The sequence below is a fragment of the Microbacterium sp. genome (assembly GCF_047607465.1).
Lineage (GTDB): Bacteria > Actinomycetota > Actinomycetes > Actinomycetales > Microbacteriaceae > Microbacterium.
On record NZ_JASGCY010000070.1, the window covers coordinates 26,733 to 49,908 of the forward strand.

Below are 23,176 nucleotides of genomic sequence, written 5' to 3' on the forward strand. Positions count from 1 at the left end.
GCCATGGCGACCGGGGGGAAGCGGCGGCTGAAGATCGTCGTCGTCATCGTCAGTGCTGTCATCCTCTTGGGAGCGGGAACGGCCGGAGGGATCATCTGGGCGACCGCCGCACGGGAACAGGTCCCGCCCCGTGCCGAGGCGCGGAGGATCGCGCCTCCACCCCTGAGCCCGGAGGATCAGCTGCTGCGGGACGCGGACGATCCGCTCGCGTGCGCCGTGAGCTTCTCGGGTGACGGGGCTCCCGCCGAGCCCATGCTGCAGCGGCAGGACGCCCTCTATCAGGGTCTGCCGATCCCAACCGAGGAGGGGCGTGTCTTCGGCGGCTGGTACCCGACGGCGGCGGACGCCGCCTCGTTCGATCAGGCCGCCAGGATCAACGGCGCCGATGTCGTGGCGTGCCGGGACCAGCGGATGCAGCTCTTCTCCGCGTGGATGACGCCGGAGCAGAACGTGGCGGAGAACGCGCGGATCCCCATCCTGATGTACCACCAGTTCACCGCCAAACCGGAGGGGGAGTCGGGGTGGCTGCGCGGCAACTACGCGTACATCGGAGATTTCGAGGCGCAGATGAGCCATATCGCCTCGAGCGGGTTCTACCTGCCCACCTGGGACGAGCTCGGCGCCTTCATCGACGGACGGCTGTTCCTGCCTGCGCACTCGGTGATCATCACCGACGACGACGCGGATCAGAGCTGGTTCGACCTCGCGGTGCCCATCGTCGATAAGTACAAGGTGCTCTCGACGTCGTTCATGATCACCGCATACCGGCAGGACCCGCCGCCATCGATCTACGTGCAGCGCCGCTCGCACACCCACGACATGCACCAGGCGGGCGACAACGGCAAGGGGCGGATGGTCAACTGGACGGCCGATCAGATCGCCGCGGATCTCAACACCTCGGGGGACATCCTCGGCGTGCGCGAGGTCATCGCCTACCCCTACGGGCACTACGACGACACGGCGAAGCAGGGGGTCGCTCAGGCCGGGTACGAGATGGCGCGGACGATCGAGCCGGGCTACGTCACGATCGGCACCGACAAGCACGCCCTCCCCGTCGTGCGGATCGATTACGGCATGGGCCTTGACGCGCTGGTGAAGCGGATCGGCTGACCTCGCCGGCACGTGTCGACGGGGTCAGCGACTGTCGAGCTGCGCCTGCTCGCGGCGCACCGCTGCGCGGTAGGCGTCCTTGTGCACGTAGTAGGCCATGCGATCCAGCCCCAGGTAGCGGTAGCCGCCGGTCACGTCGGGCCAGGCGCTCGTGGTGACCCGGTCGCGGAACCGCGCCGCTGCGGCCGGGGCGTGATCGAGCGCATGGAGGTAGGCCGCCAGCAGCTCGGCCTGCTCGTAGCGCCCCTGCCAGCCGATGCCGGAGGCCTCGATCATGCCCATCGCGTACAGTCCGTTGAAGGAGGCGGGGAACATGTTCAGGAAGAGCCTCGGCGCCGCCCCCTGCCACGACAGGTGCGCCCGGTCGACGAACGGGTAGTCGAGCTGGTATCCGGTGGCGAGCAGGACGAGGTCGTACTCGCCGGTGCCGCCGTCGCGGAAGTGCACGCGGCCGCCGTCGAAGCGGGAGACGTCGGCGCGGATGCGCAGGTCGCCCTGGCCGAGGTGGTTGAGGATCATCGTGTTGACGATGGGATGGGACTCGTAGATGCGGTGGTCGGGCTTGGGGAAGCCGAAGCGCGCCGGGTCGCCGGTGAACGCCCTGAGCACCCGGGAGTCGATGGCCTGCTTGAGGCGCGCCGGCAGCGGACGGCCCTGGTTCAGGGTGTCGCTGGGGCGGCCGAAGAGGTAGCGCGGCACGAAGTAGTAGCCGCGGCGCACGCTCATCTCCACCGAGGCGGCATGGTGCACGGCATCCACCGCGATGTCGCAGCCGGAGTTGCCGGCGCCGATGATCAGCACCCGCTTCCCGGAGAGCTGCGCTGCGCTGCGGTACTGCGCGGTGTGCAGGAGTTCGCCTGCGAACTCGCCGGCGAACGACGGCACGTGGGGCCTCGCGAGCGTGCCGTTGGCGAGGACGACGCCGTCGTAGCGGCGCGTCTGCTCGCCCTCGGGGCCGGTGCTGGTGAGGTCCCAGCCGCCGTCGTGCGGTTCGAGACGCGTGACCTCGGTGCCGAAGCGGAAGAGCTCGTCGAGGCCGAATCGGTCGGCGTACTGCGCGAAGTACTCGCGCAGGACCGCGTGACCGGGGTAGTCGACATCGGAGCGCATCGGGAACTCGGCGAACTCGGTGGTGGTCCGAGACGAGATGAGGTGCGCCGACTCGTACATCGTGCTGCGCGGGTTCGTGATGTCCCAGAGACCGCCCACGCCGTGCGAGGCCTCGTAGCCCTCGACGCGGATGCCGCGCCGCGTCAGCGCCCGCGCCGCGGCGAGACCCGACGGGCCGGCGCCGATGATGGCGTAGGTGTTCATGCTGCTCCGCCCGTCGTCGTGCATGCCGCTCGCCCCCGCTCAGGGCGCTGATCTCGCGCGTCTGGTCGCCATGTCCGCCCCGCGCCGTCAGGACCGGTCGGCGAGCAGCGCGCGCACGTCCGTCTCGAGCTCAGCGACCGCCTGCGTCGCGCCCGCCGCGGAGTCGGCCTTCGCGTCGATGTACACCTTGAGCTTGGGCTCGGTGCCGCTGGGGCGCACGATGATGCGCGATCCGTCGACGAGGCGGTAACGCAGCACGTCTCCCGACGGGGCGCCGGGAGCCGCCTGCAGCAGGTCTTCCGATTCGGCGATCCCGCGCTCGCCGAATCGGGTGGGCGGCGTCGTGCGCAGCGACTGCATTACGGCGCCGATGACGGTGAGATCGTCGACCCTGATCGACACCTGGCCGCTGGCGAAGTGCCCGTAGCGCTCGCCGAGCTCGGCGAGGAGCCCGGCGATCGTCGTCTCGCGCTCGCGCGCCTCGGCGGCGAGCGACAGGATCGCGACCGCGGCCGAGAGGCCGTCCTTGTCGCGCACCGTCGCGGGGTTCACGAGGTAGCCGAGCGCCTCCTCGAAGCCGAAGACGATGCCAGGGGCGCGCGAGATCCACTTGAAGCCGGTGAGCGTCTCGTGGAAGTCGAGCCCGTGCTGGGCGGCGACGGCGCCGAGGCCGGGGGAGGAGACCAGCGAGCACGCCAGCGAGGCGCCGCGGGAGCCCTCCGCCGCCCGCGCGGCGCGGGCGCCGAGCAGGAGACCCACCTCGTTGCCGGTGAGCCGGCGCCAGCCGCCGCGGGCCGTGGCGTCGGGGATCGCGACGGCGAGACGGTCGGCGTCGGGGTCGTTCGCGAGGATGAAGTCGGCCTGCACGCGCCGCGCGCGGGCGAAGGCGAGATCCATCGCGCCCGGCTCCTCCGGGTTGGGGAACGATACGGTGGGGAAGGCGGCGTCTGGACGGAGCTGCTCGTTCACCACGAGCGGCTGCGGGTACCCGGCGATGGTGACGATGCGCGAGAGCGTCTCCCACCCCACGCCGTGCATCGCCGTGTACACCCAGCGCATCCCGGCTGCGGCCTCGGTTGCCGGGGCCACGGCGGCGGTCGCCTCGACGTAGGCGGTGACGACGTCCTCGCCGGCCGTCTCGTAGCCCTCGGAGCGCGGCAGGGCGTCCACGCCGCCGGCATCCGCCACCCGCTGGATGTGCAGGGCGATCTCGGCGTCGGCGGGCGCCACGATCTGCGAGCCGTCGTCGGCCCCGCCGAGGTAGACCTTGTAGCCGTTGTCGTTCGGCGGGTTGTGGCTGGCGGTGACCATCACGCCGGCATCCGCACCCAGGTGACGCACGGCGAAGGCGAGCACGGGCGTTGGCAGCAGGCGCGGGAGCAGGATCGCACGCAGGCCGGCGCCGGCGAAGATCTCTGCGGAATCGACGGCGAACACGCGCGAGTTGCGACGGCCGTCGTATCCGATGACGACGGTGGGAGCGCCGCCCGTGCTCTTCTCGCGCAGGTAGGCGGCCAGGCCCGCCGCCGCCTGGGCGACGAGCACGCGGTTCATCCGGTTGCTGCCTGCGCCGAGCTCTCCGCGCAGGCCCGCGGTGCCGAAGGCGAGCCGGGAGCCGAATCGGTCGGCGAGGTCGGCCGTCGCCGCTTCGTCCCCGGCGGCGGCGCGGGTGATGATGCCCGCGAGCTCGTCGCGCGTCTGATGGTCGGGGTCCTGACGCAGCCAGGCGCGCGCCGTGTCGAGGAGCGCGTCGCTCATAGCGCCTCGATGACGCGGGCGAGGAGCTGGGTGATGACGGGTTCGGCGAGCCGGCCTGCCTCGATGACCTCGGCGTGGCTGAGCGGCGTCTGCTGGATGCCGGCGGCGAGGTTGGTGATGAGCGAGAAGCCGAGGATCTCCATGCCGGCCTCGCGCGCGGCGATGGCCTCCAGCGCCGTGGACATGCCGACGATGTGTCCGCCGATGGCCTTGGCCATCTGCACCTCGGCGGGCGTTTCGTAGTGCGGGCCGCGGAACTGCGTGTACACGCCCTCGTCGAGGGTCGGGTCGACGGTGCGGGCGATGTCGCGCAGGCGCTTCGCGTAGAGGTCGGTGAGGTCGATGAACGTGGCGCCTTCGAGAGGCGAGTCGGCGGTGAGGTTGATGTGGTCGCTGATGAGCACGGGCTGGCCGGGCTTCCACGTCTCGCGCACGCCGCCGGCGCCGTTGGTGAGGACCATGATCGCTGCCCCCGTCGCTGCGGCGGTGCGCACGGAGTGGACGACGCGACGGACGCCGTGGTTCTCGTAGTAGTGGGTGCGCGCGCCGATGACGAGGACGTTCTTGCCGTCGGGAGTGCGGATGCTGCGGAGGGTTCCGACATGACCGTCGAGGGCGGGCTTGGAGAAGCCGGTGACCTCGGTTGCGGGGACGGTCGCGACGGTCTCGCCGATGATGTCGGCGGCCTTGCCCCATCCCGATCCGAGAGTGAGGGCGATGTCGTGGTGGTCGACCCCGGTCAGGCGTGCGATGTCGGCTGCGGCGGCCTGGGCGACCTCGAAGGGGTTCGCCGCAGGGTCGTCGAGGGGGTTCGAGAGAGTGTCTGGCATGAGACCACTCTAGGAATGTGCGGCGTGCCGTGCCAGTGCGGGAGAATGTTCAGCATGGCTACTACCCCTTTCGTGAACAGGCAGAGCGTCGCCGTCCTCGGCGGCGGTCCCGGCGGCTACGAGGCGGCGCTCGCCGCGGCCCAGCTCGGTGCCGACGTGACGCTCGTCGAGCGGGTGGGGGTGGGCGGTTCGGCCGTGCTCACCGACGTGGTGCCGTCGAAGAGCCTCATCGCGACCGCCGACGCCGCTGTGGCGATCTCCGAGGCCTCGGACCTCGGCGTGCAGTTCTACGCGAAGGGCGAGAACGGCAAGCCTCTCAAGCCCGAGATCGCGATCAACCTCGCCGCCGTCAACAAGCGGTTGATCTCGCTGGCCGGCCAGCAGTCCGAGGACATGCGCACCGCGTTGCTCGACGCTGGCGTGAAGATCCTCTCTGGCCATGGCAGGCTCGAGGGGCCCAACGCGATCGTCGTGTCTACCTCGGTCGGCGGCACCGACTTCGACCGCGTCGAGGCCGACACCCTCGTCGTCGCCGTCGGGGCGTCTCCGCGCGAGCTCGACTCGGCCAAGCCCGACGGCAAGCGCATCCTCACCTGGACCCAGCTGTACGACATGAAGGAGCTCCCAGAGCACCTCATCGTCGTCGGCTCCGGTGTCACCGGTGCGGAGTTCGCCTCGGCCTACATGAACCTCGGTGCCCAGGTTACGCTGATCTCCAGCCGTGACCAGGTGCTGCCAGGCGAGGACCAGGACGCCGCACGCGTGCTCGAGAAGGTCTTCAAGCGCGGGGGCATGCACGTGCTCTCGAAGTCGCGGGCCGACAAGGTCGAGAAGACGAAGACCGGGGTCACGGTGACGCTCTCCGACGGACGCACCGTCGAGGGCAGCCACTGTCTGATGGCCGTCGGCTCGATCCCCAACACCCGCGGCATCGGCCTGGAGGAGGCGGGGGTCGAGCTCACCGAATCCGGGCACGTCAGGGTGAACCGGGTCGCGCGCACCTCGGTCCCCAACATCTACGCCGTCGGCGACTGCACGAACTTCTTCCCGCTGGCATCCGTCGCCTCCATGCAGGGCCGCACCGCCGTGTTCCATGCGCTCGGAGACATCGTGATCCCGCTCGAGCAGCTGAAGATCACCGCGAACATCTTCACCGCGCCGGAGATCGCCACCGTCGGCTTCTCGGAGAAGGACGTCGAAGACGGCCTCGCCGACGGCATTGTGCACAAGCTCCCGCTCGCGGCGAACCCGCGCGCGAAGATGATGGGCATCCGCGACGGCTTCGTCAAGCTCATCGCCCGCACCGGCTCCGGTACGCTCATCGGCGCCGTCGTCGTGGCGCCCAAGGCCTCGGAGCTCATCTACCCGCTCGCCCTCGCCGTCGAGCGCCGGTTGAACGTCGACCAGGTCTCGCGCGTGTTCGCGGCGTACCCGTCGCTGACGAGCAGCTTCACCGACGCCACGCGCGCGATGCACCAGGTGTACATCGCGAAGTGACGTCGTCGGGGCGGTGCGATCGCCTCAGCGCGCCCACACCGACGCTTCGCGGGCGTCCTGCCTGCGGAAGCGGTCGTTGCCCTGCCGTGCGACTGCCGAGAGCTGCCGGGCGATCGCGGTCATCTCCCTCATGGTCTGATCCCAGCCGCGCTGAGCCACGTGATAGGCGTCCCTCGCTTCGCCCGACCATTGCCCCGACAGCGCGGCGGCAGCGGCTTCGAGCCTGTCCAGCTCGTCATCGATGGCGCTCACGTGCAGTGTGATCTGCCGGCAGACCTCGTCGAGCGTGTCATGCTCGACGGCGATGATGCGTCTGTCCAACCCGTCCTCCTCAAAGACTCTTCTGCGTCGTGCAGGGCAACGCGCCATTGATGATGGCGGTCTCGTCGAACTGCGTCGGGTACCCGTCATCCGACGTTCCGATGCGTCCTTCGGCCTCATCGAAGACCACAGCGCCGTCGTGCGTGAACTCTTCGGTGGTGAGGAACCAGCGATCCTCGCCGAGGCTGATCCAGGTCATCGGATTCTCCGTGTCGCCGAAGACGGTCGCGGTGAACGCCGAGAGGTCGCCGATCCTGCTCTGGAGGCTGGAGGCGATGAACTTCGACCCGTTGGTGACGCATTGCAGATCCGACACCGTGATCGTCTGCTCCTCGCCGCTTTCCGACTGCACGGTCAGTGTCGACGGTGCAGCAGATGACGAGCATCCGCTCAGGGCGAGTGCGGTCGCCGTCAGGAGCAGGGCGACCGGGAGGAGATCACGGCGCATCGGTGCCCCCTCGGCCCGTCGTCTCGGAGCCGCCGTCGGCACCCCGTAGGAATGCCGTGCGGACCGCCTCCCGCTGCTCGTCGTCCATGTCGGCCAGCGCGGAGCGCAGGACGCGACCGGCCTCCTCCATCCGGGCCGCGAACGCAGGCACCTGCGCCACGTCACGGAGCGTCGCTCGACCGGCCAGCGCCTCCGCCGCCCGTGTGCGCACGCTCTCGTCCATGTCAGGATCACGGCTGAGCCGGGCGAGGAGCTCGCGTGCGCGCAGATCGAGCGGGCTGCCTGCCTGCGCGGTGCCGAGCACTCGACGCTGGTCGGGGACCTCTCCCTCGGGGGCGATCGTGGGGTCCTGCATCATCTCAATCCACCTGTGCGTTGTCGTAGCCTGCGGGTACGGGAAGGTCGGTGCCGCCTGCCAGCAGCGAGCCGAGCACGCCGACGGCCGCACCGAGAGCGTCGAAGAAGGTCAGCACGCTCTGCACCGTGTCGTAGGCGGACTTGGCCAGCCACAGGGCATAGCCGATCTCGATACCGCCGCAGAGGTAGCCGAGGATGCCACCGACGATCGTCTCGATGCTCACGGTGCCCGCGGCGATGCAGATCGCTGCGACGAGCGCTGCGTCGAGGATCTTCGCGAACACGTCGCTCACGAGCGAGGCCGTGCTGATCATGCCGCGCGACACCGCCTCGAACTCCGGGCCGAGTTCGGCGATCTTCGTGCCGGCGTCGCGGAGGTTGTCCGCCATGTCGGTGAAGAACACGTTGGCGGCCGTCGCCGCCTCGCCGCTCCACGATCCGGCCGTGACCGCCATCTCGTGGCGCACGTTGTCACCCTGGACGCGCGTGTACGCGCCGAGGTGCTTGAGGGCATCGGACACCTCGTACAGCTTGTTCCAGTCGCCGCTGAAGTTCTTCGCGATGACGTCGAGGTAGTCCCAGTCGAAGATCCAGTCCAGCACCTGCGCGAGCGCTGATAAGGGGCTCAGCCAGTCGGTCGTGAGGATCGTCGCGACGAGATCCTCCGGGACCTCGGTGGCAGGCGGCGTGAGTTCATCGACGGCGTTGTGCACAGAACCGGAAGACGCATCGCCGGCGGGTGTGGTCGGGCCTGGGGAAGTACCGGCGTCGGGGTACTCGCGATCGAGCTCGGCTTCGATCGCGTCATCGAGCTCCAGAGACCGCGTCGCTGTCCCCTCGAGCTCGGTCGCGGATGCCGTCAGTGCCGTGTTCAGCGCGGTGAAGTAGCTCTGCAGCGCTTCGACGGTCTCGTTCGCGGCGAACATGGCTTTCGAGTAGACGAAGGACGTGTCCAGTATCTCGAGCGTCATGTGGTCGGCGGCGTACGTGGAGGCCGTCGCCGTCGATGAGGCATCCTCGGTCAACGCGGTCGCGTGCGCGCTCAGGCGGGCGGGATCGATCTTGTACATGCGGTCTTTCCTCGATGGGCACCGATGCCTCCACCCTAACCCCGGACCGACCTGGGAGAATGGACGTCATGCCGTTTCCACACCTGCTGCTGTCGTCCCGCGTGCCCTCAGGCCGGCTGACGTGACGGCGGAGCACGCGGCGCTGCTGCCGTTGGAGCGCTGGCCTTCGGCGTGGGGGGAGCCGCGGCCCCGACGGATCACCGGCATGCTCTGGGTCGCCGTCGCGCTCTGGGCCGTCGCCGCCGTGATGATCGTCTTCGCGGAGGGCTCGGCGGGCCGGGTGTGGTCTGGTGCGGTGCTCGTGCTGTTCGGCGCCACTGCGCTCCTCGTCGCGGTCCGCAGGCCGTTCGGGCGGGGGCGGATGAGGCTGATCGAGGCCTCGCGCCTCGTGCGCGCCGGATCGCAGGTCCCCGAGGTCAGGGCTCTGTTCGTCGCCGAGCGCCCCGCGGGCGTCGTCACGATGGTGCTGTCGACCGTGTGGGCGCTCGTGCTCACCGCGGCGACAGCGGTCGCCGTGCACATCGGCTTCGCCGGGCGGCCGCAGGCGTTCCTCGGCGCCGTCGCAATGGGGTTCCTCGCGGTGCTGTTCGCCTTCGTGTCGGTGCGCGCGGTCGTCGCCCGGTTCCGGTTCGACTCTTTCGGGCGCCGCCGGGTCGGGCTCGCGCTCGGCCCGCACGGCGTGACGATCGTGCGGGTGACCGAGACGGTGCACCTGCCGTGGGAGGCGATCCGCGCCGTCGAGGCCGACCTGACGGCGCCCCGGCGCGGGATGGAGCAGCGTCCGGTGATCCGGCTCCGGGTCGACCCGAAGCACGCGATCGGCTCGGCGACCGTCACCGTCCTGCCCGCGGCGCTGCAGGTGCATCCCCTGGTGGTCTGGTCGGCGCTGCGCGGGTTCCACCGCACGCCATCGGCACGGGCGATGCTGGGCACACAGGCGGGTCAGGAACTTCTCGGCGCCTGGAGCGCCGCCGCGCCGGGGGAGTAGCCCACTCGGCCCCGAACGCCGGCGCCGCTCAGTCGGCGCCGCTCAGGAGATCGTCAGCAGCTGGTGACCGGCCGACACCGTCGTACCGGGGGCGGCGTTGATGCTCCCGACGACGCCGTCCTTGTGCGCCTGCAGGGGCTGCTCCATCTTCATGGCCTCGAGCACGACCACGAGGTCGCCCTTGACGACGTGCTGGCCCTCCTCGACGGCGACCTTGACGATCGTGGCCTGCATCGGCGACTTCACCGCGTCTCCCGACGCGCCGGCGTTGACCGTGGTCGTGTGACTGCGTCGCGACGGCGGCACCGCCGCGGGGCGGCCGGCTGCGCTCACGGAGGCGGCCACCCGGTCGGGCAGGCTGACCTCGAGCCGCTTGCCGCTGACCTCGACGACCACGGTGTGGCGCCCCGCCGCTTCGGCGGGGGCCCGGAGCTCGCCGTCCCACGCGGGGATCTCGTTGACGAACTCCGTTTCGATCCACCGCGTGAACACGCCGAACTCGCCGTTCTCGGCGGTGAAGGCGGGATCGCGGACGACCGCGCGGTGGAAGGGCAGCACGGTCGGAAGTCCCGCGACCTCGAACTCGTCGAGGGCGCGACGCGAACGCTCGAGCGCCTCGGCGCGGTCCTTGCCGGTGACGATGATCTTCGCCAGCAGCGAGTCGAAGGCGCCCGAGACGGAGTCGCCGGCGGTGACGCCGGAGTCGAGACGGATGCCGGGGCCGCCGAAGGTCTTGAAGACGTGGATGGGTCCCGGCTGCGGGAGGAAGCCGCGGCCGGGGTCCTCACCGTTGATGCGGAACTCGATCGAGTGGCCCTGGGGCTCAGGGTCGTCGTAGTCGATCGTGCCGCCGGCGGCGATGCGGAACTGCTCGCGGACGAGGTCGATGCCGGTGACCTCCTCCGACACGGGGTGCTCGACCTGCAGACGCGTGTTCACCTCGAGGAACGACACGGTGCCGTCGGCGCCGATGAGGAACTCGCAGGTGCCGGCGCCCACGTAGCCGACCTCTTTGAGGATCGCCTTCGATGCCGAGTAGAGCGCGTCGTTCTGCTCCTCGGTGAGGAACGGCGCCGGTGCCTCCTCGACGAGCTTCTGGTGGCGGCGCTGCAGCGAGCAGTCGCGCGTGGAGATGACGACGACGTTGCCCGCGGCATCCGCCAGGCACTGCGTCTCGACGTGGCGCGGCTTGTCGAGATACTTCTCGACGAAGCACTCGCCGCGGCCGAAGGCGGTGACGGCCTCGCGGGTCGCCGACTCGAAGAGCTCGGCGACCTCGTCGAGCTCGCGCGCGACCTTCAGGCCGCGTCCGCCGCCGCCGTAGGCGGCCTTGATGGCGATCGGCAAGCCGTGCTCCTGCGCGAAGGCGATGACCTCGTCAGCGCCGGAGACGGGACCGGGCGTGCCGGGGGCGAGCGGTGCTCCGACCTTCTCCGCGACGTGACGCGCGGTCACCTTGTCGCCGAGGGCTTCGATCGCCTCGGGCGACGGACCGATCCAGGTCATGCCCGCACCGATCACAGCGCGGGCGAACTCGGCGTTCTCGGCGAGGAACCCGTAGCCGGGGTGCACGGCGTCCGCTCCGGCACGGCGCGCGACGGAGAGGATCTTCTCGATCTGCAGGTACGTCTCGGCGCTCGTCGCACCGCCGAGGGAGTAGGCCTCGTCGGCCAGGCGGGTGTGCATCGCATCGCGGTCCTGGTCGGCGTACACGGCGACCGAGGAGATGCCCGAGTCGCGGGCGGCGCGGATGATGCGGACGGCGATCTCGCCACGGTTGGCGATGAGTACCTTCTCGATGGGCATAATTGCCAGCCTATCGACTCAGGCAGGCATCCATTTGACGACTCTCCACAAGAAAAGTCAGAGAACGTTTCGGGAGTCTACGACCACAGGGAGGTCCACGTGACGCCCAGCTCGCCGGCGAGCAGGCGGATCGTTGACAGGGACATGCCGACGACGGTCGACGGGTCGCCCTCCACCGCGGTGATGAACGCGCCGCCGAGACTGTCGACGGTGAAGGCGCCGGCCACGTGCAGCGGCTCGCCCGAGGCGACGTAGGCGGCGATCTCGGCGTCGGAGATGTCGTCGGCGAAGGTGACGGATGCCGCGGCGACGGCGGTCGCCTCGACGGGGGCGACACCGGGGGAGACGCGATGCACGCTGTGACCGGAGTGCAGGATCCCGGTGGCGCCGCGCATCCGCACCCACCGCCGGGTGGCCTCCTCCGGCGTGTAGGGCTTGCCGTAGACGCGGCCGTCGATCGCGAACATCGAGTCGCCGCCGATGACGAGGCCGTCGAACCCTCCGTCGTCGGCGAGGCGGGCGGCGACGTCGGCGGCCTTCGCGCGGGCGAGGAGCAGGACCAGCTCCTCCGGAGGCAGCTCGGCGCCGCGCGCTGCGGCCGCTGCGGCCCCGACAGCGTCCTCATCGACCTCGGGCGCCATGATCAGCGGTTCGATCCCCGCCTGGCGAAGGAGCATCAGGCGGGCGGGGGAGGTGGAGGCCAGGCACACGCGCATGCTCACCACCGTAGCCGCCCGCCGTATTCTGGAGGGATGACCGACCCCACGTCTGCGCTGCTCGATCTGGACATCACCGGGATCGCGCACGGCGGCACCTTCGTCGCCCGCCATGAGGGGCGCGTGGTGTTCGTGTCCGACGCGATCCCCGGGGAGCGCGTCCGGGCGCGCCTGATCCCTCCGGTAGGTTCAGGGTCGCAGAAGGAGGCGGAGTCGAAGAGCTTCTGGCGTGCGGAGACTGTCGAGGTACTCGAGCCGTCACCGCACCGCCGGCCGCACGTCTGGCCAGAGGCCGATCTGTCGCGCGATCCTGCCGAGCGTCCAGGCGGCGCCGATCTCGGTCACATCGGCCTCGCCCACCAGCGCGTGCTCAAGCGGCAGGTGCTCGGCGAGGCGCTCGATCGCTTCGCCGGCCCTGGTCTCGTAATCCCCGACGTCGAGGCCGTCGACTCCTCCGACGGCACGCGCTGGCGCACGAGGGTGACGCTGCATGTCGACGATGACGGACGCGTCGGTCCCTATGCCGCGCGCAGCCACCGCGTGATCGAGGTCGGCGAGCACGTGCTCGCGCGGCCGGCGATCGCCGAAGCGGCGTCCGATCTCGCCGGCATCCGGCCCGGTCGCGTCGAGCTCGTCGAGCCGGCCGACGGCCGGGTCCGGATCATCCGCCGAGAGGAGTCCGCCCGCCGACTAGGGGCCGCTCGTCCGCCGCGGCGCCGCCACGACGTCGTGCACGAGCAGGTCGGGCAGCGGCGCTTCCAGGTCGATGCCGACGGCTTCTGGCAGGTGCATCCGCGTGCGGCATCCGTCCTGGACGCCGCCGTCTACGGGCTGCTCGAGGATCACGTCGACGACACGGCCAGGCACTTCGACCTGTACGGCGGTGTCGGCCTGTTCGCGGCGACGCTCGCCGATCTCGGCGCGCGCGACATCGTCACGGTCGAGTCGAGCGCGCGGGCGACGGCGCACGCGCGGGAGAACCTCGCCCCGCTCGAGGTGACGGCGGTCACCGCACGCGTGGACCGTTTCCTGCAGGAGGCCCCCCGCGGCCGCGCCGGTGCCGTCGTGCTCGACCCGCCGCGCGCAGGCGCCGGCCGCGCCGTCGTCGAGGCGATCGATGCCATGGCCCCGGATGCCATCGCCTACGTCGCCTGCGATCCGGTCGCCCTGGCCCGGGACCTCGGCACCTTTCGCGAGCGCGGCTGGCAGGTGCCGCGGCTGCGCGCGTTCGACCTCTTCCCGCACTCCCACCACTTCGAGGTCGTCGCGCTGCTGACGCGCTGAGTCCTGCCTCCGGCTTTCCTGACGTCGGTCGCCTCGCGAGGGGGCCGGCGCGGACGAAGACAGTCCTGCACCGTGCTTCGACGAACGGATGCTGGCAGGTGTGGCGGGCGCTTTGTCGGGCCGATTGTCGAATGTCGGGCGGATCCTGCCCGACACGCCGGCGCACCGGCATCCGCACCCGACAAACCGACCGCCACCGGCCTCAAGAAGGCCCTGCGCCGACCTCCGGCGCGCCGCACGGGATCAGTAGGCTGGAGCAATGAGCACCGTTGCACTCATCGATGACCACGAGTCCGTCCGTCTCGGTCTCGAGGCGGCGTGTGCGCGCGACGGCGAGCAGACAGTGGTGTTCTCCGGCAGCACCGTCGGCTCCTACCTCGACTGGCGCCGTGAAGCGGGACAGGCGCCGGCGGATGTCGTCGTGCTCGACCTCACCCTCGGCGACGGCACCACCGTCACCGAGAACGTCGCCTCGATCGTCGCCGACGGCTCCAGCGTCGTCATCCACAGTGTCGCCGACCGCCCAGTCGCCGTGCGCGAGGCGCTGGTGGCGGGCGCGGCGGGTGTCGTGAGCAAATCGTCCGCGCTCGACGACGTCCTCGACGCGATCCGCACCGTCGCCCAGGGCGAGGCGCTGAACAACGTCGAGTGGGCCAGCGCCGTCGACGGCGACCGCGAGTTCTCCGACGCCCAGCTCTCCAGCCGCGAACGCGAGGTGCTGCGCCTGTATGCGACCGGGCTCCCGCTGAAGGCCGTGGCCGAGCGGCTCGGGGTCGCCTACTCGACGGCGAAGGAGAACATCTCGCGGGTCCGCGTGAAGTACGTCAGCGTGGGTCGCACGGCCTCGACCAAGGTCGATCTCATGCGTCGCGCGATCGAAGACGGCATCTACGCCCCCGACGGAGCCTGAGGTGCCCGTCGAGGGCGTCGGCATCCGGGAGGCATGGAGCAAGATCCCCTCTCCTGGAAGCATCGAGACCGGTTCCGAGCGGTTCACCTCGAAGCGGATGGAGCGCATCCTCGCGATCGTCGTGGCCGTCGGATCCACGGTGCTCGGAGCACAGGCTCTCATCGCGGCGCTCACGACGCTGTCGGAGGCGGACTTCGCGCACGTGGGCATGCTCGTGCTCGTCTTCGCGCCCCTGGCCGCGATGCTCGTCGCCTGCGTGCTCGGGCGCGGGGTCCGCACGGCATCCGGACTCTTCGCCGTCGGCTATCTCATCGCCCTGATCCTGTGGCCGGTCGTGGTCAATCCGAACCACAAGGTCGCCGCGCAGCAGCCGTGGATCTTCTTCCTCGTGAACGTCGGTGTGGTCGCCGCCATGCTCGCCTTCCCGCTCTGGTTGCAGTTCGTCTGGGCCGCGTGCATGCCCTTCGTGTACGGCTACGTGCGCCTCGTGCAGGGCGACTTCTCGAACGAGTTCTGGGTCACCACAGGGTTCGACGTGTCCTTCACGCTGATCCTCGGGCTCGTCATCATCGCCCTGGGCTGGATGTTCCGCTCGGTCGCCGCCGGAGTGGACGACGTGCGCGGCCGGACCGTATCGTCCTATGCCGCCGCCGCCGCGGCCACGGCCGCCGAGGAGGAGCGGGTGGCGATGTCTGCGCTCATGCACGACAGCGTGCTCGCAGCCCTCATCGCCGCCGAGCGCGCCGAGACTCCGCGGGCGCAGACGCTCGCGGTCTCGATGGCCAGGGAGGCGCTCACCCGGCTCGCGAACACCGACGCCGGCGTCGCGGAGGAGGGCAGCGACGAGCCGGTCGCGGTCGGGCAGATCGTCATCGAGCTGCGGCGCGCGCTGTCGGAACTGGGGGCGGATGCCATCGTGGAGCAGCGCGGCGACGCCGGGCACCTGCCCGGTCGCGTCGCCAGAGCGCTCGTGCTCGCCGCGCGGCAGGCGCTGGGCAATGCCGTCACGCACGCCGCCGGCCGTGGACTGCATGTCGTGGTCATCGGCGACGGCGACGACGGCACCACGGTGGTGATCAGCGACAACGGGCCCGGCTTCGATCCCGAGGCGATCGGCGCCGATCGGCTGGGCATCCGGGCATCGATCTTCGCGCGCATGGCCGGGGTCGCCGGCACCGCCGAGATCGACTCAAACAGCACAGGGACCGTCGTCACCCTCGGTTGGTCGCGCGCATGAACCGTACAGTGCGCAGCGTCGCGACCCTGCTCGCCATCGGCTTCGCGATGTACTTCGCCGCCCGCGCGGTGTGGTGGATCGAGCAGCCGGCCCAGCCCCTGCTGCTGGTCGCGGCGATCCTCCTCTACCTGGTGACCGTGAACGCCGCGATCCTGTGGGACGCGGCGGTGAACGTGCGCATGCCGCTGTGGGTCGCGATCGCCGCGGCCGTGAGCAGCGTGGTCGTGCAGTCGCTGGCGACGCACTCGCTCGCCCTCGAGCAGCGCACCGCCCCGTTCGCGACCTGGTACATCGGCGCGATCGGTCTCCTCGGCGTCGTGCTCGTGGTGCGGCGGCGTCACGTGATCGCCTCGGCCGTGCTCATCGCGCTCGTCGCCCTGAGCTGGGTGCATCTGGGGATCGCGGGCGCGCTCTCGCTCGGCCTCGTCGGCTCGATCGTGTGGATGCTCGTGGCGTGGCTGCTCGTGCTGTTCTGGGACAGGGCGATCCGCGACACGGAGCGACTGGCCGACATCCAGCAGGCAGTCTCCACCTGGCACGCGACGCAGCAGGTCCGCCAGCGCGAGCGCCGGCTGCGCACGCAGTTCGCCCTGGCCGTCGCCGGCCCCGTGCTCAGCCGCGTCGTCGCCACGCACGGGGTGCTCGATGAGGCCGAGCGGCTGGAGGCGCGTCTGGCCGAGGGGCGGCTGCGGGACGAGCTGCGCGGCGCGAGCCTGCTCAACGATGCGGTGCGCGATGCGATCGACGATGCACGGCGGCGGGGGATCGCGGTGACGGTGTTCGACGAGGGCGGACTGGACGGCATCTCCGACACGCGCCGGGCGCAGATCCGCGATGAGCTCGCCGGAGTGCTCGCCGATGCGCGCGCATCGCGCGTCATCATCCGTGCCGCTCATGACGAACGCGTCGCCGTGACGGTCGTCGGCCGCGCGAGCTCGGGATCGTCGCGCGATGACGACGAGGTCGATCTCTGGCATGAGATCGAGCGCGAACCGGGCGCGGACTGAGCGCAGGCCCGCGCCTCGGCTCTGAACGGGGAGGAGGATCAGGGCCGAGGTGAGCCGGAGTGGGCGAGGGGCGGCGAGACCGCCTGCCCCTCGCCGCGCGGCGCGGTTACCCGAAAACCGGCCGCTGAAGACCGGTGACCATCCGTCTACCCTGGAACGGAGGCACCGACCGAACGCGAAGCGTTGTCATCATTCTGACGCACCGTGCCCGCGTTGTCTGTAGGTATTTTGGGGGACAAGATAGGTCTATGGGCACGCGCAGAGGCACCAACCTCCCCCGGATGGGTGACTTCAACCAGGCTGTCATCCTCGAGTCGATCCGACGCTCGGCGGATGGCGTCAGCAGGATCGAGCTGGCCGAGGCGACCGGGCTCTCGGCGCAGACCGTGACGAACATCACCAGGCGGCTGCTCGGCGACGGACTCGTCGCGGAGGCGGGCCGCGCCATCAACGGACCGGGCAAGCCCCGGGTGATCCTCCGGCTCGTCGCCGACAGTCGCTTCTCCATCGGCGTGCACCTCGATCCGGCGGTGATCACCCTCGTCCTCCTCGACCTGTCCGGCGAGGTCGTCCAGCAACGGGTGGTCCGTACGAACGAGAACGACCCCCGCCGCCTCGTCGAGGTCATCGCGCAGGCGGTCGAGGGCATCGTCGCGGATGCCGGTGTCGATCGGGAGCGGTTGGCAGGCATCGGTGTCGCGGTGCCAGGGCCTCTCGACGCCGATCGGGGCACCGTGATCGATCCTCCCAAGCTCCACGGCTGGCACCGCGTGCCCTTGCGCGCCGTGCTCTCCGAGCGGACCGGGCTGCCGGTGGTGCTGGAGAAGGACACCTCCGCGGCCGCAGCCGGCGAACTGTGGAAGGGGACGGGGCCTGCGGATGACACCTTCGTGTTCCTCTATCTCGGCACCGGCATCGGCGCCGCGCTCGTCATGCGGGGCGATGTCATCACGGGGGCCTCGGGGAACTTCGGAGAGATCGGCCACATCGTCGTCGATCCCGACGGCGCCCTGTGCGGCTGCGGACTGCGCGGATGCGTCGACGTCGTGTGCACGCCGCAGGCGATCGTCGAGGAGGCCGAGCGCGAAGGCGTGCTCCTCGATGACCGCGAGGGCAACGATGTCGAGGCCGTCGACGCCCGCTTCACCGAACTCTGCGATCGTACGCGCGCCGGTGACCGCCAGGCGGGGCAGCTCCTGCGCCGTGCGGCGGTGCATCTCTCCGTGCTGATCTCGGCGCTGGCCAACCTGCTCGACGTCGATCGCATCGTGCTCGGAGGGCCGCTGTGGAGCCGTCTGGAGCCGATCTGCCTCCGCGAGCTGCCGGCGCTGATCGATGCGCGCAACGTCACCAGGGCCGTGCGTCCGATGGCGGTCGACGGCACGATCGTCGGCGATGACGTGGGCGCGGTGGGAGCTGCGTGCATGGTGCTCGACGCTGTGCTCACCCCTCGCGCCTCGGATCTCTTCCTCGCGGAATGACAACGGGCGAAAAGGCTTGATCGAATAACTCGAATCGATGTAGTATTACGGTGTCGATCTGGGGCGGCGCCTGGCATCTGCGTACGGCGCCCGAATTCGATGCAGTCAGTCTGCGTGATCCGCGAGTCGGGGGGCTCGCGGATCCGCAGATGCGACCGGATCCCCAGTTGTTGCCGCTGGCTCAGCCGGAGAAGCGACCCCAGGGGATGTCGCGCCGCATCGTCGAGCGCATCGGACGCCGTGTCTGCTGCCATGCCGAGACCCGGCGGTCAGCGGCCACTGCGGCAGCCTCCTCCTGCGCATAGGCATCGCTGACGACGGCGATGAGCGCCGCCAGCTCCTCCTCGGTGGCGCTGCCGCGCAGGATCTCGATCGTCGGATCCTGCTTCTCGGGCTCTGCGCCGGTCACAGCGGGATGTTCCCGTGCTTCTTGGGCGGCAGCTCAGCGCGCTTGCCGCGAAGCGCCCGCAGCGCCTTCGCGATGGCGACGCGCGTGTTCGCCGGTTCGATGATGCCGTCCAGCTCGCCGCGCTCGGCGGCGAGGAAGGGCGAGGTCACGCTGTAGGTGTACTCGTTGGCGAGGCGCGTGCGCACCGCTGCGACGTCTTCGCCGGCCTCCTCGGCCTTCTTGATCTCGCCGCGGTAGAGGATGTTCACCGCGCCCTGACCGCCCATCACGGCGATCTCCGCGGTGGGCCATGCGAGGTTCACATCGGCGCCGAGCTGCTTCGAGCCCATGACGATGTACGCGCCGCCGTAGGCCTTGCGCAGGATCACGGTCACCAGCGGCACCGTGGCCTCGGCATAGGCGTAGATGAGCTTCGCGCCGCGGCGGATGACGCCCGTCCACTCCTGGTCGGTCCCAGGAAGGTAGCCCGGCACGTCGACGAGCGTGACGATCGGGATCGAGAACGCATCGCAGAAGCGCACGAAGCGGCTCGCCTTTTCGCCCGCCTCGATGTTCAGGGTGCCGGCCATCTGCGAGGGCTGGTTGGCGATGATGCCCACCGAGCGGCCCTCGACGCGGCCGAAGCCGATGACGATGTTCGGCGCGAAGAGAGGCTGCACCTCGATGAAGTCGCCGTTGTCGACGACGTGCTCGATCACCGTGTGGATGTCGTACGGCTGGTTGGGGGAGTCGGGGATGATCGCGTTGAGCGTGCGATCGGCATCCGTCGTCTCCCACTCGAAGCCGCTCTCGTAGCTGGGGATCTCGGCCATGTTGTTGTCGGGGAGGTAGCCGAGCAGGGTTCTCGCGTAGTCGATGGCGTCGTCCTCGTCCTCGGCGAGGTAGTGGGCGACTCCTGAGCGCGTGTTGTGGGTGAGGGCTCCGCCGAGTTCCTCCATGCCGACGTCCTCGCCGGTGACGGTCTTGATGACGTCGGGGCCGGTGACGAACATCTGGCTGGTCTTGTCGACCATGATGACGAAGTCGGTGAGGGCGGGGCCGTACACCGCGCCGCCGGCCGCCGGGCCCATGATGATCGAGATCTGCGGGATCACACCCGATGAGCGGGTGTTCAGGCGGAAGATCTCGCCGTACTTGCTGAGCGCGAGCACGCCCTCCTGGATGCGGGCGCCGCCGGAGTCGAGGATGCCGATGATCGGCATGCCGTTGGTGAGGGCGAAGTCCATGATCTTGGTGATCTTGTCGCCGGCGACCTCGCCGAGGGAGCCGCCGAAGGTGGTGAAGTCCTGCGAGTAGACGGCGACCGTACGGCCGTGGATGGTGCCGATGCCGGTGACGACCGAGTCGCCGTATGGGCGGTTGCGGTCCATGCCGAAGGCGGTGGTGCGATGGCGGACGTACTCGTCGAACTCGACGAAGCTTCCAGCATCGACGAGCAGCTCGACCCGCTCACGGGCGGTCATCTTGCCCTTGGCGTGCTGCTTCTGCTTGGCGAGCTCCTCCGGGGCGACGACGGCTTCGTCGTAGCGTGCGCGAAGGTCTGCGATGCGGCCGGCGGTGGTCAAGAGGTCGGGCTGTTCCGTCACGCTCTCCACCCTAGCGCGGGCTTGTCGGAGGCCGTTGGATGCTCGCTACAACGCGATCCGCGATCCTTTGGGGGATGCACGTATCATGCATTGCTGTCGTCGTGGATGCCGGAGCTTAGGCGACCGCGCGGTCGATCCTTCTCACCGCGTCGAGATTCACGGTGCTGCGCGCTACCCACAGATCGTGGGCGTTCTGCATCGCCAGCCAGCTCTCGGCGGAAGCGCCGAGAGCCTTGGAGAGGCGCAGAGCCATCTCGGGCGTGACGCGGCTGGATCCGTTCAAGACGCGGCTGAGCGTCGACGGTGCGACGCCGAGTTCGACCGCCAGTTCCCGGCCGCTCATGCCGAGAGCAGGAAGGTAGACGTCGAGGAGCAGCTCGCCCGGGTGCGGCGGGTCGTACATCGGCTTCAGCTCGTCCATCAGTGGTAATCCTCGGTTGTTGCGTGTTGCGCAACAGGATACAACGCTCGAGAGCATGCATCCGCGACCTGTCTTCAGGTGTCGATGAGCGCCGTCGGGAGCAGGAGCACCGACGCGGCTGAGCGTCGTCACACCACGAATCGCCACACGTACTCCAAGCCGTCGTGCGGGCGGAACCAGGCGATGGTCACGACGACCTCGTCGAGGTCTGCCGAGCACAGGCACACCTCCATCCGCTCGCCCGGCAGCACCTGGCCCCACAGCTGCGTGGACGCGCGGTCGGCGGGGTCGTCATGGAAGATGCGGACGAAGTCGGCGGGTTCGCCGCTCCTGTTGCTGACGACAGGGTGGGCGAGATCATCACGGCACACCTGCCAGGGCACGCGGTAGGCGGGAGCGCGAGGATCAGTGGGCTCGACGGGTCTCAACATGCCCGTCACGTTAGGGGCGGGCGCGGACGACGATCCGCCTGTCAGCGACGCGGGCCCGCGTTGTGTGAAGAAGTCGTCAGTCGGGCTCGGCCGTGGAGGGCGAGTCGCTGCGCTCACGTCGCCCGAGCGTCAGCGCCTTGCGGCCGGCCCAGGTCGCACCGCGCGCCGCCGTGCCGACGGCCCCTGCGACGGCGTCGCCCGCGAAACGCGCCCCACGGAGCATCCGTCGTTCGATCCTCTCGGCGCCCTCGACGGGCTCCAGCTCAGCCGGAAGGGTCAGCGGCGCCGGCCCGAACGCCTGGCGCGATGCGGTCAGCACACGGCGTCCCAGGATGTGGTTGCCGGCGCCGCCGATCACCGCGCCGACGCCGAACGGCATGGCCTTGCCGAGGAACGATGCGCCGCCGCGCGCGGCGAACTGCTTGATGAACACGTTCTTCAGACGATCGACCATCGGGCCGACGGCGGCGCGGGGGAGCGATTTCGTCACGAGCTCGCCCCAGTACGCCGATCGCGTGCCGGCGCGTCCGGCGGCCTGACCGGCCAGCTGGCCGACGAGGGCGACGCCCTCCTTGCCGAGCATGAGCGTCATCACGAGCGCCCGCGCCCGGTCGGGGTTCGAGACGGCGATGCCGTGCACCTCGGCGACCGACTGCGCGAACAGCGCGGTCGACTCGATGAAGCCCACCGTCTCCACACCGGAGAGGGCGAGGGTCACGCCGGTGCCGATGCCCGGCACGACGGCGGTGGCGCCCACGGCGGCGCCACCGGTGGTCACAGCGGCGAGATAGCGGCCCTCGAGCATGCGGATGATCTCCGCAGGCGTCGCGAGCGGATGACGCAGACGGATGCTGCGGATATGGGCGAGCACGAGCGGGCGCTGGATCGCCAGGACCCGGTCGAGACCGCGCACCATCAACGGATGCTCGTTCGAGCCCGGCGGCGCAACCCCGGTGTCCCATGCCGCGCCATCGGGCAGCGAATGGATCTTCTGAACCTTCTCACCCATGGCTCAAATCCTAGGCACGCCGGCCGCGAGAACGCCGAATGCCCGGTGCGAACGGCACCGGGCATTCGATGAGAAGAGGATCAGACGAACAGGTTCGCCCGCTCGAGGTCCTCTGCGAAGTCGACCTCGACGGCGTACAGATCGGAGACGTCCATCGGCTCCAGCAGCAGTCCGTCCTCGGCGATCGCCAGTTCGAGGCCGCGCTCGAAGTAGTCCTGGTCATCGACGCGCTGCAGCTGGCGCATGAACGCCTTCTTGTGCGCCGAGGAGACGTAGTTGATGCCGACCGCTTCGCCGAGGCCGCCCTTGACGGTCTTCGAGAGCTGGTCGATGAAGCCCTCGGAGGTCACGGTGTACTTGACCTCTTCGTCGCTCACCTTCGAGGTGTTGACGGTGACGAAGGACTGGTCGCGCTCGATGAACGCGGTGGCGCGGCCGAGGATCATCGGGTCGAAGACGACATCGCCGTTCATCCACAGCACGCCGGACTTGCCGGTCGCCGCGAGTGCGCGCAACAGGCTCTTCGAGGTGTTGGTCTCGTCGTAGCGCTCGTTGTGCACGTAGTTCACGTGCGGGAAGGCCTCGATGATCGTCTCGGCGCGGTAGCCGACGACCGTGGTGATGCGGGCATCGGACCCGAACGCCGCGCGGATGTTATCGTGCTGCTGGCGCATGATGGTGCGGCCATCGCTCAGCTCGGTGAGCGGCTTCGGCAGCGCGCGTCCGAGACGCGAGCCCATTCCTGCTGCGAGAATGACGGTCTGAAGAGTCACGAGTGCTCCTAAAGGAAGGTGTGTTCACGGTCGATTAACCGACCAGACACTTCTTCGTGCCGATCTCATGGTAGCGAGAGACTCTGGAATAGCCCGGGGTGAGGGGGTGCCGTTGTCAATTCGTGACCGATTGCACACGGAACATTCAGGCTCCCGAATGTTGCTCGCCGCAGGCCGATGTCGTCCTCGATTGATACCCTCGGACGGTGACCGCTTCTTCCGACGACCGCACCCCCGAGGTGGCTGACGCCGCGAGCACTTCTGCGAAGCGGGGTGTGGAACGAGCGGAGCAGGACGGCGTGGAGGCGCCGTCTCCGAAGCCCCGCGCCCAGAAGCAGAAGCCGGCGGCGAGGCGCCCGGCGGCGAAGCGCCCGGCGGCACGGACGGCGGCGCAGAGCGCCGCGGCGATCGCC

23 protein-coding genes and 1 pseudogene are annotated in these 23,176 nt (G+C 69.8%); 9 read left to right on the forward strand and 15 right to left on the reverse strand.

Annotated features, from left to right (window positions below):
- The first annotated feature begins 3 nt into the window (after window positions 1–3).
- Window positions 4–1,110 (forward strand): polysaccharide deacetylase family protein, encoded by a 1,107-nt coding sequence (locus QM568_RS10085; protein WP_415138397.1) that lies wholly within the window; start codon window positions 4–6, stop codon window positions 1,108–1,110.
- Window positions 1,111–1,134: 24 nt separating this feature from the next.
- Here QM568_RS10085 and QM568_RS10090 read toward each other — a convergent pair whose 3' ends face one another.
- The 3 genes from QM568_RS10090 to QM568_RS10100 form a co-directional block, all read right to left on the reverse strand.
- Entirely contained in the window at window positions 1,135–2,424 is a 1,290-nt protein-coding gene (locus QM568_RS10090) for a flavin-containing monooxygenase (RefSeq protein ID WP_415138399.1), read from the reverse strand.
- Between the two features lie 87 nt (window positions 2,425–2,511).
- On the reverse strand, window positions 2,512–4,182 hold the full coding sequence (locus tag QM568_RS10095) for a phospho-sugar mutase (protein WP_415138401.1): 1,671 nt from the start codon (window positions 4,180–4,182) through the stop codon (window positions 2,512–2,514).
- The gene (locus tag QM568_RS10100; RefSeq protein WP_415138403.1) at window positions 4,179–5,012 is read right to left on the reverse strand and encodes a purine-nucleoside phosphorylase; all 834 of its coding nucleotides are present in this window, start codon (window positions 5,010–5,012) and stop codon (window positions 4,179–4,181) included. Before QM568_RS10100 ends, QM568_RS10095 begins: the two co-directional genes overlap by 4 nt.
- A 45-nt stretch (window positions 5,013–5,057) precedes the next feature.
- Between QM568_RS10100 and QM568_RS10105 the strand changes: the two genes are divergently transcribed.
- Entirely contained in the window at window positions 5,058–6,509 is a 1,452-nt protein-coding gene (locus QM568_RS10105; protein ID WP_415138405.1) for an NAD(P)H-quinone dehydrogenase, read from the forward strand.
- Window positions 6,510–6,533: 24 nt separating this feature from the next.
- Here the strand turns inward: QM568_RS10105 and QM568_RS10110 are convergent, their stop codons facing one another.
- Genes QM568_RS10110 through QM568_RS10125 form a run of 4 tightly spaced genes read right to left on the reverse strand, consistent with a single transcriptional unit; the run spans window position 6,534 to window position 8,705 of the window.
- Window positions 6,534–6,830: a WXG100 family type VII secretion target gene (locus tag QM568_RS10110; protein ID WP_415138407.1), complete on the reverse strand. Its 297-nt coding sequence runs from the start codon at window positions 6,828–6,830 to the stop codon at window positions 6,534–6,536.
- 10 nt (window positions 6,831–6,840) lie between these two features.
- Window positions 6,841–7,278 (reverse strand): hypothetical protein, encoded by a 438-nt coding sequence (locus tag QM568_RS10115; RefSeq protein ID WP_415138409.1) that lies wholly within the window; start codon window positions 7,276–7,278, stop codon window positions 6,841–6,843.
- A complete protein-coding gene (locus tag QM568_RS10120; RefSeq protein WP_415138411.1) occupies window positions 7,268–7,636 on the reverse strand; it encodes a hypothetical protein in 369 nt (122 codons plus the stop codon). The genes QM568_RS10115 and QM568_RS10120 overlap by 11 nt, the downstream gene beginning before the upstream one ends.
- A 1-nt stretch (window position 7,637) precedes the next feature.
- A complete protein-coding gene (locus QM568_RS10125) occupies window positions 7,638–8,705 on the reverse strand; it encodes a hypothetical protein (RefSeq protein WP_415138413.1) in 1,068 nt (355 codons plus the stop codon).
- Window positions 8,706–8,826: 121 nt separating this feature from the next.
- On the opposite strand from QM568_RS10125, the gene QM568_RS10130 reads away from it, so the two are divergent.
- Window positions 8,827–9,693, forward strand: coding sequence for a hypothetical protein (locus tag QM568_RS10130; RefSeq protein WP_415138415.1), 867 nt, complete (start codon window positions 8,827–8,829; stop codon window positions 9,691–9,693).
- Window positions 9,694–9,735: 42 nt separating this feature from the next.
- Here the strand turns inward: QM568_RS10130 and QM568_RS10135 are convergent, their stop codons facing one another.
- The gene (locus QM568_RS10135) at window positions 9,736–11,499 is read right to left on the reverse strand and encodes an acetyl/propionyl/methylcrotonyl-CoA carboxylase subunit alpha (RefSeq protein ID WP_415138417.1); all 1,764 of its coding nucleotides are present in this window, start codon (window positions 11,497–11,499) and stop codon (window positions 9,736–9,738) included.
- A gap of 77 nt (window positions 11,500–11,576) precedes the next feature.
- Window positions 11,577–12,215, reverse strand: coding sequence for a Maf family protein (locus tag QM568_RS10140; protein WP_415138419.1), 639 nt, complete (start codon window positions 12,213–12,215; stop codon window positions 11,577–11,579).
- 36 nt (window positions 12,216–12,251) lie between these two features.
- Between QM568_RS10140 and QM568_RS10145 the strand changes: the two genes are divergently transcribed.
- The 5 genes from QM568_RS10145 to QM568_RS10165 all read left to right on the forward strand — a co-directional run bounded on the left by QM568_RS10145 (window position 12,252) and on the right by QM568_RS10165 (window position 18,134).
- Window positions 12,252–13,499 carry a class I SAM-dependent RNA methyltransferase gene (locus QM568_RS10145; RefSeq protein WP_415138421.1) on the forward strand — a complete coding sequence of 416 codons (1,248 nt, stop codon included), beginning with the start codon at window positions 12,252–12,254 and terminating at the stop codon, window positions 13,497–13,499.
- Window positions 13,500–13,758: 259 nt separating this feature from the next.
- Window positions 13,759–14,409 carry a response regulator gene (locus QM568_RS10150; protein WP_415138423.1) on the forward strand — a complete coding sequence of 217 codons (651 nt, stop codon included), beginning with the start codon at window positions 13,759–13,761 and terminating at the stop codon, window positions 14,407–14,409.
- A 1-nt stretch (window position 14,410) separates the two neighbouring features.
- On the forward strand, window positions 14,411–15,646 hold the full coding sequence (locus QM568_RS10155) for a sensor histidine kinase (protein ID WP_415138425.1): 1,236 nt from the start codon (window positions 14,411–14,413) through the stop codon (window positions 15,644–15,646).
- On the forward strand, window positions 15,643–16,653 hold the full coding sequence (locus QM568_RS10160; protein ID WP_415138427.1) for a hypothetical protein: 1,011 nt from the start codon (window positions 15,643–15,645) through the stop codon (window positions 16,651–16,653). Before QM568_RS10155 ends, QM568_RS10160 begins: the two co-directional genes overlap by 4 nt.
- 248 nt (window positions 16,654–16,901) lie before the next feature.
- Window positions 16,902–18,134, forward strand: coding sequence for an ROK family transcriptional regulator (locus QM568_RS10165; RefSeq protein ID WP_415138429.1), 1,233 nt, complete (start codon window positions 16,902–16,904; stop codon window positions 18,132–18,134).
- A gap of 181 nt (window positions 18,135–18,315) precedes the next feature.
- On the opposite strand, the gene QM568_RS10170 is transcribed toward QM568_RS10165, so the two are convergent.
- From QM568_RS10170 to QM568_RS10195, 6 genes are all read right to left on the reverse strand, one after another.
- Window positions 18,316–18,543 (reverse strand): acyl-CoA carboxylase subunit epsilon, encoded by a 228-nt coding sequence (locus QM568_RS10170; RefSeq protein WP_415138431.1) that lies wholly within the window; start codon window positions 18,541–18,543, stop codon window positions 18,316–18,318.
- Entirely contained in the window at window positions 18,540–20,129 is a 1,590-nt protein-coding gene (locus QM568_RS10175; RefSeq protein WP_415138433.1) for an acyl-CoA carboxylase subunit beta, read from the reverse strand. Before QM568_RS10175 ends, QM568_RS10170 begins: the two co-directional genes overlap by 4 nt.
- Window positions 20,130–20,244: 115 nt before the next feature.
- Window positions 20,245–20,550, reverse strand: a complete 306-nt coding sequence (locus QM568_RS10180) for a HigA family addiction module antitoxin (RefSeq protein ID WP_415138435.1) — start codon at window positions 20,548–20,550, stop codon at window positions 20,245–20,247.
- 128 nt (window positions 20,551–20,678) lie between these two features.
- Complete coding sequence (locus QM568_RS10185; protein WP_415138437.1) at window positions 20,679–20,981, reverse strand: hypothetical protein; 303 nt, start codon at window positions 20,979–20,981, stop codon at window positions 20,679–20,681.
- A 76-nt stretch (window positions 20,982–21,057) separates the two neighbouring features.
- Window positions 21,058–21,990, reverse strand: coding sequence for a hypothetical protein (locus tag QM568_RS10190; RefSeq protein WP_415138439.1), 933 nt, complete (start codon window positions 21,988–21,990; stop codon window positions 21,058–21,060).
- 80 nt (window positions 21,991–22,070) lie between these two features.
- A complete protein-coding gene (locus QM568_RS10195) occupies window positions 22,071–22,763 on the reverse strand; it encodes an NTP transferase domain-containing protein (protein ID WP_415138441.1) in 693 nt (230 codons plus the stop codon).
- Between the two features lie 206 nt (window positions 22,764–22,969).
- On the opposite strand from QM568_RS10195, the pseudogene QM568_RS10200 reads away from it, so the two are divergent.
- Window positions 22,970–23,176 (forward strand): annotated as a pseudogene (locus QM568_RS10200) (hypothetical protein); the annotation flags it as partial.